At 33.1% G+C, this 17,538-nt stretch carries 13 protein-coding genes and 1 tRNA gene; 10 read left to right on the top strand and 4 right to left on the bottom strand.

What is annotated here, in order from left to right; genetic code table 11:
- Positions 1 to 185 precede the first annotated feature (185 nt).
- The 3 genes from D1815_RS13835 (at position 186) to D1815_RS23700 (ending at position 2,458) form a co-directional block, all read left to right on the top strand.
- Positions 186 to 1,190, top strand: a complete 1,005-nt coding sequence (locus D1815_RS13835) for a sugar kinase (RefSeq protein WP_027395180.1) — start codon at positions 186 to 188, stop codon at positions 1,188 to 1,190.
- A 2-nt stretch (positions 1,191 to 1,192) separates the two neighbouring features.
- Positions 1,193 to 1,861 (top strand): bifunctional 4-hydroxy-2-oxoglutarate aldolase/2-dehydro-3-deoxy-phosphogluconate aldolase, encoded by a 669-nt coding sequence (locus tag D1815_RS13840; RefSeq protein WP_027395179.1) that lies wholly within the window; start codon positions 1,193 to 1,195, stop codon positions 1,859 to 1,861.
- Between the two features lie 441 nt (positions 1,862 to 2,302).
- Complete coding sequence (locus D1815_RS23700) at positions 2,303 to 2,458, top strand: hypothetical protein (protein ID WP_158594429.1); 156 nt, start codon at positions 2,303 to 2,305, stop codon at positions 2,456 to 2,458.
- Here D1815_RS23700 and D1815_RS13845 read toward each other — a convergent pair.
- Positions 2,459 to 2,531, bottom strand: a tRNA-Met gene (locus D1815_RS13845). It abuts the gene before it with no gap.
- Positions 2,532 to 2,919: 388 nt separating this feature from the next.
- Here D1815_RS13845 and leuC point away from each other — a divergent pair.
- From leuC to leuB, 4 genes are all read left to right on the top strand, one after another.
- Positions 2,920 to 4,317, top strand: coding sequence for a 3-isopropylmalate dehydratase large subunit (gene leuC / locus D1815_RS13850; RefSeq protein WP_118387668.1), 1,398 nt, complete (start codon positions 2,920 to 2,922; stop codon positions 4,315 to 4,317).
- A gap of 18 nt (positions 4,318 to 4,335) precedes the next feature.
- Positions 4,336 to 4,932 carry a 3-isopropylmalate dehydratase small subunit gene (gene leuD / locus D1815_RS13855; protein ID WP_118387670.1) on the top strand — a complete coding sequence of 199 codons (597 nt, stop codon included), beginning with the start codon at positions 4,336 to 4,338 and terminating at the stop codon, positions 4,930 to 4,932.
- Positions 4,933 to 5,039: 107 nt separating this feature from the next.
- Positions 5,040 to 6,563 carry an alpha-isopropylmalate synthase regulatory domain-containing protein gene (locus tag D1815_RS13860; protein ID WP_118387672.1) on the top strand — a complete coding sequence of 508 codons (1,524 nt, stop codon included), beginning with the start codon at positions 5,040 to 5,042 and terminating at the stop codon, positions 6,561 to 6,563.
- A 26-nt stretch (positions 6,564 to 6,589) separates the two neighbouring features.
- Positions 6,590 to 7,648 carry a 3-isopropylmalate dehydrogenase gene (gene leuB / locus D1815_RS13865; RefSeq protein ID WP_027395037.1) on the top strand — a complete coding sequence of 353 codons (1,059 nt, stop codon included), beginning with the start codon at positions 6,590 to 6,592 and terminating at the stop codon, positions 7,646 to 7,648.
- 384 nt (positions 7,649 to 8,032) lie between these two features.
- On the opposite strand, the gene D1815_RS13870 is transcribed toward leuB, so the two are convergent.
- A complete protein-coding gene (locus D1815_RS13870; RefSeq protein ID WP_027395036.1) occupies positions 8,033 to 8,854 on the bottom strand; it encodes a dolichyl-phosphate beta-glucosyltransferase in 822 nt (273 codons plus the stop codon).
- Positions 8,855 to 9,056: 202 nt separating this feature from the next.
- Between D1815_RS13870 and D1815_RS13875 the strand changes: the two genes are divergently transcribed.
- The 3 genes from D1815_RS13875 to D1815_RS13885 are packed head-to-tail and all read left to right on the top strand — an operon-like array spanning position 9,057 to position 14,919.
- Complete coding sequence (locus D1815_RS13875; RefSeq protein WP_118387674.1) at positions 9,057 to 12,149, top strand: hypothetical protein; 3,093 nt, start codon at positions 9,057 to 9,059, stop codon at positions 12,147 to 12,149.
- Entirely contained in the window at positions 12,149 to 13,381 is a 1,233-nt protein-coding gene (locus D1815_RS13880; protein ID WP_118387676.1) for a hypothetical protein, read from the top strand. Before D1815_RS13875 ends, D1815_RS13880 begins: the two co-directional genes overlap by 1 nt.
- Positions 13,378 to 14,919 (top strand): glycoside hydrolase family 2 TIM barrel-domain containing protein, encoded by a 1,542-nt coding sequence (locus D1815_RS13885; protein ID WP_118387678.1) that lies wholly within the window; start codon positions 13,378 to 13,380, stop codon positions 14,917 to 14,919. Before D1815_RS13880 ends, D1815_RS13885 begins: the two co-directional genes overlap by 4 nt.
- Positions 14,920 to 14,985: 66 nt before the next feature.
- Here the strand turns inward: D1815_RS13885 and D1815_RS13890 are convergent, their stop codons facing one another.
- Together D1815_RS13890 and D1815_RS13895 are read right to left on the bottom strand one after the other, a co-directional pair.
- Positions 14,986 to 16,203 (bottom strand): glycosyltransferase, encoded by a 1,218-nt coding sequence (locus D1815_RS13890; RefSeq protein ID WP_118387680.1) that lies wholly within the window; start codon positions 16,201 to 16,203, stop codon positions 14,986 to 14,988.
- A gap of 123 nt (positions 16,204 to 16,326) precedes the next feature.
- Entirely contained in the window at positions 16,327 to 17,523 is a 1,197-nt protein-coding gene (locus D1815_RS13895; protein ID WP_118390003.1) for an oligosaccharide flippase family protein, read from the bottom strand.
- Between the last annotated feature and the right edge of the window lie 15 nt (positions 17,524 to 17,538).

A 17,538-nucleotide genomic window follows, 5' to 3' on the forward strand; every position in this document is an offset into this window, starting at 1 on the left:
GCCTCAATCCCGTTTCGATTATAAAGTTGTATAACAATATCGAAGCGGGTTTTTATTTTGAAATAAATGTATTTTCTACATTTAAAAATGTAATTTTGAAATCATAAAAAGTAAGTACAACATTTTGTTCTAAAATACCGAATTAGTTTACTATAAATTACTTTGAGAACAACAAAACCCTTTCGATGAAAAAAGTTGTAACCTTTGGTGAGATTATTATGAGGATTTCACCTCCTGGCAATAAAAAACTCATCCAATCGAATCAATTGGAATATTATTTTGGTGGAACAGAGGTGAATGTAGCGATATCTCTTTCACAATTAGGAAATGGAGTAAATCATGTTTCTGCGGTCTCTAATGACTTTCTTGGAAAAGCAGCCACAAGTTATTTGAATACTTATGGAGTTAACACTAATTTTGTGCAGACCTCAGAAGATCCTTTAAGTTTATACTTTCTTGAAGTCGGTGCTGTCATGCGACCAAGTACTATTAGCTATCATAGATCACATTCTGCATTTTCTAAAATCGACTGGTCTGATCTGGACTGGGAGCAAATTTTAGAGTACTGTAACTGGTTTCATTGGACAGGAATCACACCTGCATTATCGGAAGAAGCTTATAAAGGATTAAAAAATGCGCTTTTAGTAGCCAAGAAAAAAAAGATCCCTGTTTCTGCAGATCCTGCATACAGGAAAAACCTTTGGAATTATGGCATTGATGCCAAAGAAGCACTATCTGAATTATCAGGTTTATCAACTATTTTTATTGGTGGCCCGAATGAAATCAATGAATTATTAAACACAGAATTTACCAATGATACAGATGATTTTATAAAAAGTTGTAAGTATTTACAGGAGAAGTTTCCTTACATAAAAAAGGTTTTTGACAAAACCAGAGTATCCTTAAACGCCAATTGGCATAGGATAAAATCTCGTATGTGTGATGGAAATGGTTTTTATGAAACTAGCGAATTAGAAATTACTCATATTGTCGATAGAATCGGAACTGGAGATGCCTTTGCCTCTGGGTTGATTCATGGACTATTACATTATGATGATCAGAAAGCATTACAATTTGCTAACGCATCCTGCGCATTAAAACATACTATCGAAGGAGATGCTAATTTGGTAAACGAAGAGGAAATAGTATCGGTAATAGATGGAAATCTAACAGGAAGAATAAAAAGATAAACATGGCAAAATATACTAGAATAAAAGTTGCGCAAACAATGGGAAATACAAAGATTGTCCCTCTATTTTATCACGAAGATATTACTATAACAAAAAAGGTCTTGAAAGCTTGTTATGATGGAGGTGCTCGTGTGTTTGAATTTACTAACAGAGGAGATCATGCTCATGAAATTTTTTCAAAATTAATAAAATGGGTGAACCTAGAATTACCGGATATGATACTAGGCATTGGATCAGTAGTAGATTCAGGCACAGCTTCCATTTTTATCCAAAATGGCGCTAATTTTATTGTTTCCCCTGTTCTGAATCCTGATATGGCTAAAGTATGTAATAGAAGAAAAGTTGCCTGGTTACCTGGATGCGGAACCTTAAGTGAAATTAATTATGCAGAAGAATTAGGAGCCGAGATTGTAAAAATATTTCCTGCTGGTCAAATTGGTGGCCCCGATTTTATTAAAGCCATTAAAGCTCCTTGTTCTTGGACTCATATAATGCCTAGTGGTGGAGTTACTCCAGAAGAAGATAACCTAACAAAATGGTTTTCTTCTGGCGCTTATTGTGTAGGTATGGGTTCTAAATTAATTACTAAAGATATTAATGATAATTTTGATTATGAAGCCATCTTAAATAACACCAAAAAATCGATTAAAATAGCTTCTAATTTCATTTGAAATAGTATTGAATAATTACCATCAATCATTAATTTAAAATTCAAATAACCCGAGTTTCCTAAAAAAAGAAGGAACAAATAAGTTCATTATTTTTGATTATCAAACTTCAAAAAGAACTCCAAATACTTCAGAACATAGTCGTAAATTTTCAGATAGTCAAGTACCAACTACCTCTATAGTTTTTCCACTTTATTTTCGAGGTAATCAAACCTTAACTTTATTCTACATTAAGAGCCTTTTTTTTTGTAGAGACGATCAACAAGAGTGGTTTTACCAAACGTTTGCATAAGCTCAAAGAGTTATTGCTGTTATATTTTCAAGTATTGTAAGACTTTTTAAATACCTGCGCCGTGAGATGGAATATGTCATTGGTTCTTTCCCCTGTTAAAATGTGTCACAATATCCGTATTAGTAGGATTAAGCTATTACAAGGGAAACAATATGAATGAAGGATATAACACTTCTAAACGAAAATATTTCTATGGAGTAAAAACACAATTGATTACCACAACGGATGGAATTCCTGAAAAAAGGGTTTTCGAATTAAATTTAGTAAAAAAAGCTAAAACATTAATATTTAACGTTTTAGCTTTTTAGTAGCGGGAACAGGACTCGAACCTGTGACCTTCGGGTTATGAGCCCGACGAGCTGCCTACTGCTCTATCCCGCGATATAAGATAACAACTTACTTGTCTTTAAAACTTTGAGTTATGAGCTCAACAAGTTTTTATCTTTCCTTGCGGACGGCAAATATACAACCTTTTTTAGCTTTACAAAGGATAATTAACAAAAACTAACATTTTTTTTACACCAAATTTTCTTAAGGCTTGATTTTAAATCATATACTCTAATTAAAAATAATAGTATTCATTAAAATCAATATCTTTTTTGTCAAATTATCTAAAATTCTAGCTAAAATTGAGATATACTTAAAACTACTCCTCTCTTTATAGTTTTATTAGCTGAAATCTATCGTAACTCGTAAATTTACCTCCTTTTTAACATTTTAATAAGAAGATGCTAAATACATCATCTATATAGTAGTAAAGATCATAAAAATGAGTAAGACGTTATTTGACAAAGTGTGGGATTCACACGTAGTAAGAAACATTGAGAATGGACCTGATGTGTTTTTTATTGATCGCCATTTCATTCATGAAGTAACTAGTCCAGTAGCTTTCTTGGGATTAAAAAGTAGAGGGAACACTGTTTTATACCCAGAACGTACTTTTGCAACAGCAGATCATAATACACCAACTATAAATCAACACTTGCCTGTAGAAGATCCTTTATCTGCAAATCAACTAAAAGCCTTAGAAGAAAATGCAGCAGCTTGGGGGATTTCTCACTGGGGATTAGGGCATCAAAAAAATGGTATCGTTCACGTAGTAGGACCAGAAAATGGAATAACATTACCAGGAGCAACTATTGTTTGTGGCGATTCTCATACATCTACGCATGGTGCTTTTGGTGCTATTGCTTTTGGTATTGGAACATCAGAAGTAGAGATGGTATTGTCTACACAGTGTATTATGCAACCTAAGCCAAAGAAAATGAGAATCAATGTTAATGGAGAACTTGGTTTTGGGGTAACGCCAAAAGATGTTGCATTATATATTATTTCTCAATTAACAACCTCTGGTGCCACCGGTTACTTTGTAGAGTATGCTGGCGATGTTTTTAGTAATATGACAATGGAAGGTCGTATGACTGTATGTAATCTGAGTATAGAAATGGGAGCACGAGGAGGAATGATTGCTCCAGATCAAAAAACATTCGACTACATTAAAGGAAGGCCATTAACTCCAAAAGGAGAAGCTTGGGATACTGCTATGGAATATTGGCAAACCCTAAAAACAGATGAAGATGCTGTTTTTGACAAAGAACTTACTTTTAATGGAGCCGATATTGAGCCTATGATTACCTATGGTACTAATCCAGGAATGGGTATTGGTATTACCAATACTATACCAGATGCAAAAACTATAGAAGGTGGTGTTGCTACCTATAAAAAATCTTTAGGATATATGGATTTTAACGAAGGTGATGCCATGATCGGTAAACCCGTCGATTATGTATTTTTAGGGAGTTGTACCAATGGTAGAATTGAAGATTTTAGAGCTTTTGCTTCCATTATTAAAGGAAAAAAGAAAGCAGAAAACATTACTGCTTGGTTAGTACCAGGATCACACGAAGTAGAAGGACTTATTAAAGAAGAAGGATTGTTAGACATCATCACCGAAGCAGGATTTACATTGAGAGAGCCTGGATGCTCTGCATGTTTAGCAATGAATGCAGATAAAATTCCAGCAGGAAAGTTAGCAGTTAGTACATCTAATAGAAATTTTGAAGGAAGACAAGGACCTGGTTCGAGAACTTTACTCGCAAGCCCTCTGGTTGCAGCTGCAACAGCAGTTACTGGAGTAGTAACAGATCCAAGAACACTTTTAGCATAATTAAAAAGAATAAACAAAATGGCGTACGATAAATTTAATGTAGTAACCTCTACTGCTGTACCATTACCAATAGAAAATGTAGATACGGATCAGATTATTCCGGCACGTTTTCTAAAAGCTACAGAGCGTAAAGGTTTTGGAGATAACCTATTTAGAGATTGGAGATACAACAATGATAATACTCCAAAAGAAGAGTTCATACTAAATAACCCTATATATAGTGGTAAAATACTTGTTGGAGGTAAAAATTTTGGATCAGGATCTTCCCGTGAACACGCCGCCTGGGCTGTATATGATTATGGATTCAGGTGTGTAGTATCAAGTTTTTTTGCAGATATTTTTAGAGGTAATTGCCTTAACATTGGTGTTTTACCTGTACAGGTAAGTCCAGAATTTTTAGAAAAAATATTTAAAGCTATTGAAACAAATCCTAATACTGAGATTGAAGTAAATCTACCTCAACAAACCATTACAATCAAAGCTACTGGGGAATCAGAATCTTTTGATATTAATAGCTATAAAAAAGAGAATATGCTCAATGGGTACGATGATATTGATTATCTAACCAAAATGAAGTCAGAAATTCAAGAGTTCGCAACAGCCCGACCTTTCTAACTATATAATTTTTTGGGCGTTCAAGCGGGCTATCATTTCAATTCCTCGCACTTCGTTCCTCAAGCTGTGGGATTTTCATTACTATCCCTAACGCAAAAACAAATCGTATGAGTAAACGATCAATAGAAATCATGGACACTACGCTCCGAGATGGTGAACAAACCTCTGGGATCTCATTTTCTGCTTCAGAAAAACTAACAATAGCTCGGCTATTAATCGAAGAATTAGGTGTAGATCGTATTGAAGTAGCATCCGCTAGAGTATCCGAAGGTGAATTCGAAGCAGTTAAGAATATTATTGATTGGGCAAATGAGAATGGGTATATTAACCAGATAGAAATATTAACCTTTGTAGATGGTGGTAAATCTATACAATGGATGAAAGATACTGGGGCTAAAGTTCAGAATCTTCTTACCAAAGGATCACTAAACCACTTAACATACCAATTAAAAAAAACTCCTGAACAACATTTTGGAGATATTACAAAGGCTTTTGAACAAGCAACACAAGAAGAAATTACTACAAATGTATATTTAGAAGATTGGAGTAACGGTATGCGTAACTCTTCTGAATATGTATACCAGTTTCTGGATTTCCTATCTACACAGCCTGTAAAAAGAATTTTACTCCCTGATACATTAGGAGTCCTTATACCCTCCGAGGCGTATGCATATTTATCTTCTTTAAGAAATAGATATCCTCATATACATTTTGACTTTCACGCTCATAATGATTATGATCTTGGAGTTGCGAACGCTATTGAAGGAGTTAAGGCTGGTGTAAATGGTTTACATCTTACTATGAATGGTATGGGAGAGCGAGCAGGAAATGCTCCTTTAGCAAGTGTAGTTGCTGTAATTAATGACTACCTTCCAGAAATTCGTATTAACGTAAAAGAATCCGCTCTCTACAAAGTAAGTAAACTGGTAGAAACCTTTTCTGGATTTAAAATCCCTGCTAATAAACCTGTAGTTGGAGATAATGTATTTACACAAACAGCAGGAATCCATGCTGATGGAGATAACAAGCACAATCTATACTTTAATGACCTAATGCCTGAGCGTTTTGGACGAAAACGTAAATATGCATTGGGAAAAACTTCAGGAAAAGCTAACATTGAAAAAAACCTTCAAGAATTAGGGTTAAAGCTTAGTGCCGAAGATATCAAAAAAGTTACTCAGAAGATCATTAAGTTAGGTGATAAAAAGGAAGTGGTAACTCAAGAAGATCTACCATATATCATTTCGGATGTATTAGATAGTAAACTCTATCAAGACAAAGTAAAAATCAAATCTTATGTCTTAAACCATGCAAAAGGGTTAAAACCTTCTGCAACACTTGCTATTAAAATGGATGATGAGGTTCTTGAAGAACATGCTCAAGGTGATGGTCAGTATGATGCATTTATAAATGCCTTAGAAAAAGTATATACTCAAAAAAAGAAGAGTTTACCAAAATTAATTGACTATGCCGTTCGGATCCCACCAGGAAGTAATTCTGATGCGCTTTGTGAAACTGTGATCACCTGGAAAACTGAAACAAAAGAATTTGTGACCAGGGGACTAGATTCTGATCAAACTGTTTCTGCCATTAAAGCAACAGAAAAAATGCTAAATATTATTGAATTATAATAAAATAGAACTGAGAATATAAACATATGGAATTAAACATAGCACTACTAGCTGGTGATGGGATTGGTCCCGAAGTTATCGATCAAGCTGTAAAGGTTTGCGATGCAGTTGCGAAAAAATATAACCATCAAATAAATTGGACATCGGCATTAACTGGTGCCGCTGCTATTGACGCGGTTGGAGAACCGTATCCCGATGAAACTCATGAAATTTGCATGAATGCAGATGCTGTGTTGTTTGGAGCTATTGGTCATCCTAGATTTGACAACGATCCTTCTGCAAAAGTACGTCCGGAGCAAGGATTACTGAAAATGCGCCAGAAATTAGGTTTATTTGCTAATGTAAGACCAACTTTTACATTCCCTTCTCTAATTGATAAATCTCCTTTAAAACAAGAAAGAATTGAGGGAACCGATCTAGTTTTTCTCCGCGAATTAACTAGCGGTATTTATTTTGGAAAAAGAGGTAGAGAGGATAATGGAGATACTGCTTATGATACGTGTACATATACAAGAGAAGAAGTTAAGCGTTTAGCTAAAAAAGGATTTGAGATGGCTATGACACGTGAAAAGAAATTATGTTGTGTAGACAAAGCAAATGTATTAGAATCTTCTCGATTATGGAGAGAAACAGTACAAGCTATGGAAAAAGAATATCCAGAAGTAGAGGTTAGTTATGAATTTGTGGATGCTGTAGCCATGCGATTGGTACAGTGGCCGAATTCTTATGATGTATTAATCACGGAAAATTTATTTGGAGATATTCTTACAGATGAGGCTTCTGTTATATCTGGATCTATGGGATTAATGCCTTCTGCATCTCTTGGAGAAAAAACGGCTTTGTTTGAGCCTATTCACGGATCATATCCGCAAGCTGCAGGCAAAGACATTGCCAATCCGCTGGCAACAGTATTATCTGCAGCTATGATGTTTGAAACAGCTTTTGGACTTCAAGAAGAAGCTCAGGTAATTCGTAATGTAGTTGACAAATCGTTAAATGAAGGTGTAGTAACCGAAGATTTAGCTGGAGATCAAAAAGCTTATAAAACTAGCGAAGTTGGAGATTGGCTTACTCAAAACATTTAATTTTAAAATAAAAAAAGGAAAATTTTGCAGTTTTCTCAAACTGTTGGATTTTCCTTTTCTACAATTAATCGTGAAACAAACTTATTTACTATCCTTTTCTTACCTAAATCTGATACTAAATAAAAACTTCTAATAGTTCACAATAATTGATCGATTCTCTTAAAGTAGTACCTATAGCAACACCATTAGAAATAACCGATATATCTTTATTTACATCCGAAATTTCCCAACTCTCTCCAATATTACTTTTAGTAGTTTTCTTACATAAAACGTTTTTTAATTTATTACCACCCTATATTTTTTCTTTAAGTATGGGCTCGAACTTAATGGGATAGTTAATCATAATTTCCAGGCTTAGGTTATAAGATTTGAGTAGATTTAAAGTTATGCCACCATAGCTGGAGCTGAATTATTATAAATCTCAACTACGGGTTCACTAATCATAACATCCTCGTTAGTTGACATTGTAGGTAAAACATTATAATTAAGCCATATCGAGAACAATTTATAAGGGATTTCTAGAGAGTCCTTTAATCCTATTTTAGAATCATCCATATGTACCCATTTTTTTAATGGCTGTTCGAAAATACTTCTTGCCGTCTGTTCTTTTCCAAAATACTTCTTCATTCTTATAAACATCTCTACATCAAAAAGCCATTTACTCATAAAACTCTCTGCAAAAACAATAGGAACTAATTCCGCTTTATATACTTTAGCTCCACATTGTGTATCATCTATTGATAGTCCTACGATCAAAACTATCAGTATATTAATTACCTTAGACAATAAAGATCTTATTTTATCTTTTTCTATTGCTTCTGAGGCATTTTTCGCTCTAGAACCAAAAACAAAGTTTAATTCATTGTTTGTTTTTAAAGTCTTTAATAGGTCACCAAAATCCTCGAAATCCGTAGAAAGATCTGCATCGATAAACCCTATATAGTCTATTTCCACAAAACTATATAAGTATCGAGATCCAGCTCTTACAGCTGCAGCTTTACCTCCATTCTTTTTCATGTCCACTATACTTACTTTAGCAGGATTTACTTCTTTGATTTCTTGTAGAACTTTTAGTGTATTATCTTTACTTCCGTCATTTACAAAACATAAATGATAGTCATTTTCTTTACTAATAAATTTTTTAAAAGCTGTTACGTTTAATCTTTTTTCCTCGTTATAGCACGGTATGATAATTCCGGTTTTCATAAACATTATTTTGGGTTACAGGTCAAAAGTATGATAGGTAGGTAGCCGAAAGTCGGGTAATTCGACCATTATAAAAAAGCTATCGATGAATGGTATTGATCGAAAGACGTACCACTCGTCGAAACCCAAAGCTTTATTGTATATTTAATCCAAAGAAAGTTTCGTGTATATTTAAAGGGAAGTTTCCGCTTAGGGTTATTGAATGGAGAAAAGAATTACAAACAAATATTTAATCAGTGCTTTACTTATTGGAGTTTTATTCCATGGTTCTAGTATCTTCTTTACACTAGAAACTACTTATGACGCATTGATTCATCTATTTTTTGCGGACCATTACGCATCCAGCTGGTTTGAGCCTTGGAACTATAGTTGGTACACTGGTTTTACGGTTATGGGATACCCTCCATTAGTACACCAAAGCATAGGATTATTATCTCTTATAGGAGGTCTTAAGTTTGGGCTTTTTACAGTAGGTATCATTGCTATCATTCTATTTATAACAGGAGTATATCGATTTTCGTTACTGATGACTGGCAAGAGAAATATTGCTGGATATGCTGCATTGGTTGCTGTATTCTCGTCTTCTTTTGTAGAAACCTTACATATTTTTGGTCAATTACCAAGTATTATTGGAATCTCAGTTCTGATGCATGCATTACCGGAAATTTATTTGTGGATCAAAACCGGAAAATACAAATATTTAATTCGAGCTTTTAGTCTGTTAGCTGTTACAGTAACCTCTCATCATGTTACTCCAATTTTCGGAATGATCTTTTTTATATTTCCGCTTATCGGAATGGTAATTATGGATAGTGCTAAAGATCAAGTCGGTTCGTATTCTGCTATTCGATTTAAAACATTTTTAAATACATTCTTTAAGCTTTTTTGGAGAATTGTAGGTTTTGGCATGGGGTCTTTAACGCTTATCATTTTTTGCATTTTACCTTATTGGATTAACACCAAAAATAACCCTATTACTCAGGTTCCTATCCCGCATGGTTCTAGAGATAATTTTTTAGAAATTACTTCATCTGGACTCGTTTTCTTCTTAATACCATGGGGAGTACTTTTGTTTATTTTTCCTTATTTATTTTATCGGTATTATAGTAAAAGATACTTATTTTTTGGTTTATCCTTGACCTTACTAAGTATATTAGGTACAGGAGGAACAACTCCTATTCCTAAAGTCTTACTAGGTGATAATGCTTTTAATATCCTAACACTAGATAGATTTACATTGTGGGCTTCTATTATGTCGTTGCCCATGTTTGGAGAATTCTGTTATCGTTTTATAGAAGGAGATATTAAGAGTGCCCTCCAAAGAAAATTTGGTAGCGTCTATCATCGAATATTGGGAGGTTCTCTAGCCGGGGCCTATATTTTCGTATGCATATTTACCATGAGTCTAGGATATTTTAGACCTTCTCAGCCTCAAAAAATAAAAATGCTTCCGATTTTGAATTTTCTGAAACAAGATCAGCATGATCATTGGCGGTATCTACCACTAGGTTTTGGAGATCAAATGGCTTGGTTATCTGCTCAAACCAATGCAATGACAGTAGATGGTAATTATCATTCTGCAAGAAGACTTCCAGAATTGACTTCTAGAGCTGTCGAAAGATTAGAAAACTCCAAATTTAGAGGAGTAGAAGGTATTGGGTCATTACAACAATTTCTAACAGTCCCTGAAAAATACAATTTAAAATATGTGTTTTCTAATGATAAGTTTTATGATCCAATTCTTTATTTCTGTGGTTGGCAGCGACTAAGACAATTAGAAAACGGGATAATGGTTTGGGAAAAATTAAACATCCCGCCCATACCTAACATTATTCCAAAAGATGATGTTGCTTTACCTCTAAAACTAATGTGGGGTCTAATCCCGGTAATAACAGTTTTACTTGCTTTTATTATCAATATTCAAGTAATCTGGATCCAAGCTCTTAAAACCAGAGATCAAAAACATCCAGATTTTTTTAAGTACGGAATAAAATACAAAGACTTTAAAAATTATATGATTCGTTTACAGCATATCTGGGCCATATTACTTTTATTAGTCATAAGTTATGGTAGTTATATTTTTTACATCAAAAATGCTACCCAAATAAGTCCACAAAACGTGGTAAAAGCATATTATGATGCGTTAGACTTCAAAGAGTTTAAAAGAGCATATAGTTATATTGACCCTGAAAGTAATAAAGAAGAAGATCAATATATGTTAGAAATCGCTGTAACAGATGGTTTATTGAGTTCTTATGCTAAGATGGATGAAATCAATGTTGAAATTCTAGATCAAACCGATAACACTGCAAAAGCCAGAGCTACTACGTATTGGATTACTCCATTGGAAAGAATAGATAAAGTATTTTACTTAGAATTAGTCAAACATCAAGGAAAATGGTTCGTAAAACCACCTAATTATGATCTTGACATTCCTCCCGATCAATTATTTTCGCAAAATAAAACTCAGTTTTATAATCACGGAAGAAGAAGAATATCCTCCGAACAAACCTTTCATGAAGATGTTTTAAAACAGCCCGTTTTAGAAGTTCTCTATGCAAATCTTGTTAAAAATGATACGATATATACGGTAGTTGGAGAAATACAAAATATTGATAATGTACCAGCAGATGTTGTGATAAAAGCTACACTTTATGATTCTGAAAATCAAGAATTGGCCGTCTATAATGCTAAAGATCAAATGAAACATAAGCTCGTACCTAAAGAAATTACTAGTTTTAGAATTAATTTTGAAGGAATTGCCTGGATGAATAAAGGTGAACAAAAACCTAAAACCTTTAATCCAGATGAATTTACTGCGATAAGCCTAACAGATTCTCCAATAACTTTTAACTTACAATGTGCGGGTAATGTAGCTACAACGGATTTATATAAAGGACTTGCTCTTTCTGAAGTTAAAATTGATAAAAATAAAGTACAGGGTATCTTATTTAATTCTGGTTTACAAGAAATCACTATCCCTCAATTGATTATATCGTATTATAATGATCAAAAAGAACTTATTTGGGTGGATCATTCTTATATAAGAGAAGGGATCAGACCTCAGCGTAAAAGACCATTTACTTATGAATTAAAAGAAATAAGCAATTTAAAATCTATAAGTCAGGACATGGAGAATATTTTTATTAATGGATTGCCTAATAAAGATATTAGTAATAAAGTAACCCCTAATAGAAGAAGAGATCAAAAGGATTATTCCTTTATACCAGTAGACGGAGCTAGTTATAGTTTTATAAAAATAGACGTTAACAATTATATAGGAGCCCCCAATTAATGAAACTGAGAACATATACATATCTATTATTTTTAGTGATTCTCATTTTAGGGTTTACTACAAGCAATCCAATTATTCAGAATATTCAAGAAATAGATATTACAACGCTGCAAACTAAAAACACTTATACTGCTGGTGAAGAAATTATTTTGAAATTTAAAACAGAAGAATCTAGTGAAATTTCTCTTATTGTAAAAAGCTCTTATGGGATATCAGTTCTTAATTCTCAAGAAAAAGAGGGCAATTTAGTTTTTAAAATTCCTCCTTTTTTATCTCAAAAAAGAGGGATAATTAATTATAAATTAGTTCATAATCTGCAAGAGATTTACTCAGGAAGTTTATACATCAGAGCCTCTAAAATGATTACAGAACCTCTAGAATCTTATTTAGGTCCGACCAGCATTACTGCAGGAGGAAAAGATTATGGAATGTTCACAGTAATACCCTCAGACACATATGACAATCCGATAAGAGATAGCACTTTGGTAACAATCAAACATCAATTTTTAGATTTAGAAAAAGATGCTGATCTATTTATCAATGATTTTATTGTTTGGAAAAACATATACTCTTATCAAAAATCAGGAAGAATACTTGTCAGCGCAAATACCGATAATTTAGCTTCGAAAGAATTTACACTTAATGTTTTTCCAGCTCAAGCTCAAGATTTTGAATTAAAGGTTTCAAAAAAACACGAGTATGCCGATGGAAATCAAATTGTAAAATTTTTTACTTCTGAAATTAAAGATGAATATGGTAATACTATAAGTGATGGACGTATCGTAGAGTTTAGCATTCTAACAAACCATAATGAACAATTACGAGCTTCTGGAACTACTATTAAGGGTGTGGCAACAGGATATATGATACATCCAGCTAAAGCATCATCATGGACTGCGCAGGCCTTTATACCCGAAATGGCAGATAGTGACCAACTTACTTTAGAATTTAAACCCGCAGTAACAGACTATACAATTACTTTTGATAAAGGAAAAAGAAATATTAAAGTAGGAGCTATCTTAAGCTTTATGAATCAAATTATACCGGATGGTGCCATGATTTCTTTACACGTATATAATAATGATACATTGACAGATACATTTACTGAATTTTCTTCTAAAGGGTTTGTAGACTTTTATTTATCAAATGATTTCTTTCCAGCGGGAGAATATACTTTAGAAGTTACAGGAATGGGCATTACTAAAAAATACGATCACATAGTATTGGAATGAAGAAACAAAATAAAATGATATACAGATCTTTCATTATTATTTCATTTATAATCATAAATGGACTTATCCTCTTTGGTATAAGTCAAACATTATCTTTTCTCAATACTGGTGCAGATCGATCTATGATGCTGCATATTGGTGTAAAAAACAAACAGGCATATATACCCAAAGTCGCTTGGAAAGACTCCATTAATCCCGCAAGATCTATTGAAAAACAAACCATGATGGATATTCAAAAAGACTATATTAATTCTTGGTATGTTAGAAACGTAGGATATAAGACTTATGACTCACTAGGGATTTTTGATTTTTATACAGAAAGTGCTCGTGAAAATTTGATAAAAAGTATCGAATTCAATTTAGAAAAAAATATAAAAGTGGTTAGTACTACCATAAATCACAATCTAGCTTTAGATTTTTATAGTGCTGATGGTCAATTAGTAGTTTTCGAAGATCAAAATGTAACATCCTATACTCAGTATTTTAAAGAGAATGAGTTACAGTTTGAAGCAACAGATACTTCTGATTATAAAATAGCCATGCTCCTAGAAGATGGATTCTGGAGAGTGCGTCATATCGTTAAACAACCTTTATCAAAACCAGATACCATACAACAAAAGAAATCCACATATGTAAAAGGAAAGAAAATTATAGTTGACAGTAGTACCTATCAAATAAAAGGAATTAATTATTATCCTCAAAAAACTCCGTGGAATATGTTCGGCGATAATTTTAAAATTTCCACCATAAAAAAAGATTTTGAAATTATTAAAAATGCCGGACTTAATACTATTAGAATTTTTGTTCCCTATAAAGAATTTGGCAAAGAGTATGTAAAAGCCGAAAAACTGCAAAAACTAAAACAAGTGTTGGACTTAGCAGAAGACACTAACTTAAAAGTAGTGCTAACACTTTTTGATTTTTATGGAAATTACGACATTAATGATTGGACTTTTACACATAGACATGCAGAGCAAATCATAAATGCCGTTAAAGATCATAATGCACTCTTAGTCTGGGATATTAAAAATGAGCCTAACTTAGATTTTGAGAGTCGAAGAAAAGAAACCGTGCTTGCTTGGTTAAAGGAAATGATTCGTCAGGTACGATCATTAGATAGTACACATCCTATAACAATTGGTTGGTCATCTATAGAATCAGCAAATTTATTAAGTGATGAATTAGATATTATTTCTTTTCATTACTATCTGGAATTAGAAAACTTCTCTCAATCTTTTAGTACTATATCCTCAATAGATAAACCTCTTGTGCTACAAGAGTTTGGACTATCATCTAATAGAGGATTATGGGCTCCGTTTGGAAATTCGAAAAAAGATCAAGCTTCTTATCACGAGAAAATGCAAGAAATTATACAACAGAATGAACTCCACTATATGTCTTGGACATTATATGATTTTGATAATATTCCTACGGAAGTAGTTGGTAGATTACCTTGGCGCAAAAATGCTCAGAAACATTTTGGTTTTATTGATGCTGAAGGAAATAAAAAAGATGCTTTTCAATTTATAAGTTATTGAAAAACATCTTTGGATAAAACATATAAACACTTAATTATTAAATATACATAAAGAACATCCGTTTATTTAAACAGATACTCCTTGTAATTCTTTCTCGTTCTTTTTGCTTTTACCTTTCTTAATATTCTTAAAAGTATCTAAGTACATTTTGGTTATTCTACTCATCGGGAATGCTGTTGCTGCTTTATAATTTGCCTTTGCTAATTGATTTCTATATGTAGTATCAACTACTAGTTTTTCGATTGCCGTAGCTAGGCTATCTGTACTTTTAGGATCAAAAAACTCTCCTCTATACCCTTCTTCTTTTACTAATATACTAAGATCACCTAGATCAGGCATTACTACAGATTTGCCATAGCTTCCCGCCTGGTGCAATACACCAGAACTTCCAGTAGTAGAGGTGTAAGGAAATACCACCATGGCACTTTCTCCAAAAATTACAGGAACATCCTCCTCTTCTACATATCCTGTAAATGTTAATTGTGGTACATCCTGGTATTGTTTTTTTACATTTTCTAAATATCCAGGTGTATTTGGGTTATCTGTACCTGCAATAACTACTTCTAGATTAGCACCAGTAGCAGCTCTTACTTTTTTTACTGCATCAATTAAAATTTCAACTTTTTTATAAGTTCCAAACTTCCCAAAAGTCATAACCTTGAGTGGCCCATCCGGTAAATCATAAGAAGGTTCTTCCGGAATCTCAAAAGTACCGTGAGGAATAAGCACTACATTTTTGGCATTATATTTCTTTTCAAGAATATCGACGTATTTACTAATAGTTACCGCTACTCGATCAGAAGCTAATACGAATCTTGTTAATGCTGTTCCAATCCAATTAAACACCGTTTTTAATACAACATTATTTGTAAAACCAGCTTTACCTAAATCTACTTGCTCCATAATATTGTGTAACAAAACAACCGTTGGAATCTTTTTCATTTTGCACAAAAACGGCAACAATAAACCCAAAGCAGCTGCAATTTTCTTATCTCCAAACTTCATAAATTGAAGATTAAAAAGAATCGCTTCCGGTTTTGTTTGCTTAACGGCTTTCATAACCGTTCTTATATTTTTATAACTATTAAATTTCCAACAGGACTTTACAATCACTTTACAACCTGCTTCTTCGAACTCTACATTAGCTTCCGATTCCGAAATATCAGTCAACAAGATTAACTCAGTAACCTCTTGTTGTTGTCTAAAATGCTTCACTAAATGAAATGCATATTCATTTAATGTTACTTTACTTGGTGGATAAGCAGTTACAATTGCTAATTTCATGATTGTAGATTTATATTAAATTGAGATCTAAGGGATATCACAAAGATGTATTATATCTCTTTAAGATCGCATTTGTTTTCGTTGAGAGACAATTTTGTGTCGACGAATGTAAAATATACTAATTTAGTTTGAATTTTCCCCATATTTATAAAAGAAATACGCTAGCTGAACAACTAATAAAACAGCCATTGCGACTATTTGTACTATAACAACTTCCAATAACGAATTATGAAAAAACACGATTAATAAAATTTGAGAAATTCCCAGTAATCCAGAAACGACTACTGGTATATATTGATCTAAAGATAAAAAGTAATATGCGAATATGTTAGACACTGCAAACAATGCAGTTGCGACAGCATATTTCCAAAGTAACGGAGCCATTGATAAATATGCGTCTCCAAATAAAACATGGATTGCTAATTCTGGAAAAAGATAACAACCCAAAACAACTACAGAAGCTAGCCCTACAACATAGCCGACATATTTAACTAGAATTGGAGCTGTAGCTTCTCCTAATTTTTTCTTTTCTATTACGGCTGGTAATAGAAGCATTACGAACATCCAAGTTACAAAATACACCACTCTTCCTATAAGCGCAAGAGAAGCATATAATCCAGCATCATATTCTGCAAAATAATGTTTCACTAATAGGATATCACTATTATTAATTATAATTTGGGTTAACTCATAAAAAGCTGTAAGGACAAAAAACTTACTAATTTGACTCGTTTGTTCTTTACTTAACACATTTCGCACCCGCAAAGAAAAGTTCTCTTTTTTAAAAGGTAAGAGACCAAAAAAGAATGAAATTACAATACCTGTTACTACTAAAATCGAAGAGCTTACTTGAGAAATCGTAAAAATCAACAACAATGTAATAATCAAACGACTAAACATTTCCCCTTGATATGTCCAAGCTAATTTCTCGAACCTCTTTGTACCTTGAAAAAAACCTCTGTTTACGCTCATTACAAAATAGATCGGTACTCCTAATCCAAAAAGGGTAAACATTAATGAAGAATTGGTATTAAAAAGTTCTTGCAACTGTTTAGCAAAAACAATCATCGCTGCACCTATTACGATACCGGTAATACCTGCATATTTATATGCTAAAGAAATAAAACTCTTAAAAGTAGTATTCTCAAATAAAACAGAAAACTTGGCCGTTGCTAATTGAAATGTCATTGCTACGAAAGACAACACCAACAAAAATGTTATCAATAATGCGGCATCTGCAAACATTTCTGGACCTAAAATTCTCCCTAACAATAAGTTATACAGATAATTCCCTGCATTAACAACAATAACGCTAAGCATAAATTTTTGTTCCGA

Origin of the sequence: Aquimarina sp. AD1 (assembly GCF_003443695.1) — a bacterium.
GTDB lineage: Bacteria > Bacteroidota > Bacteroidia > Flavobacteriales > Flavobacteriaceae > Aquimarina > Aquimarina latercula.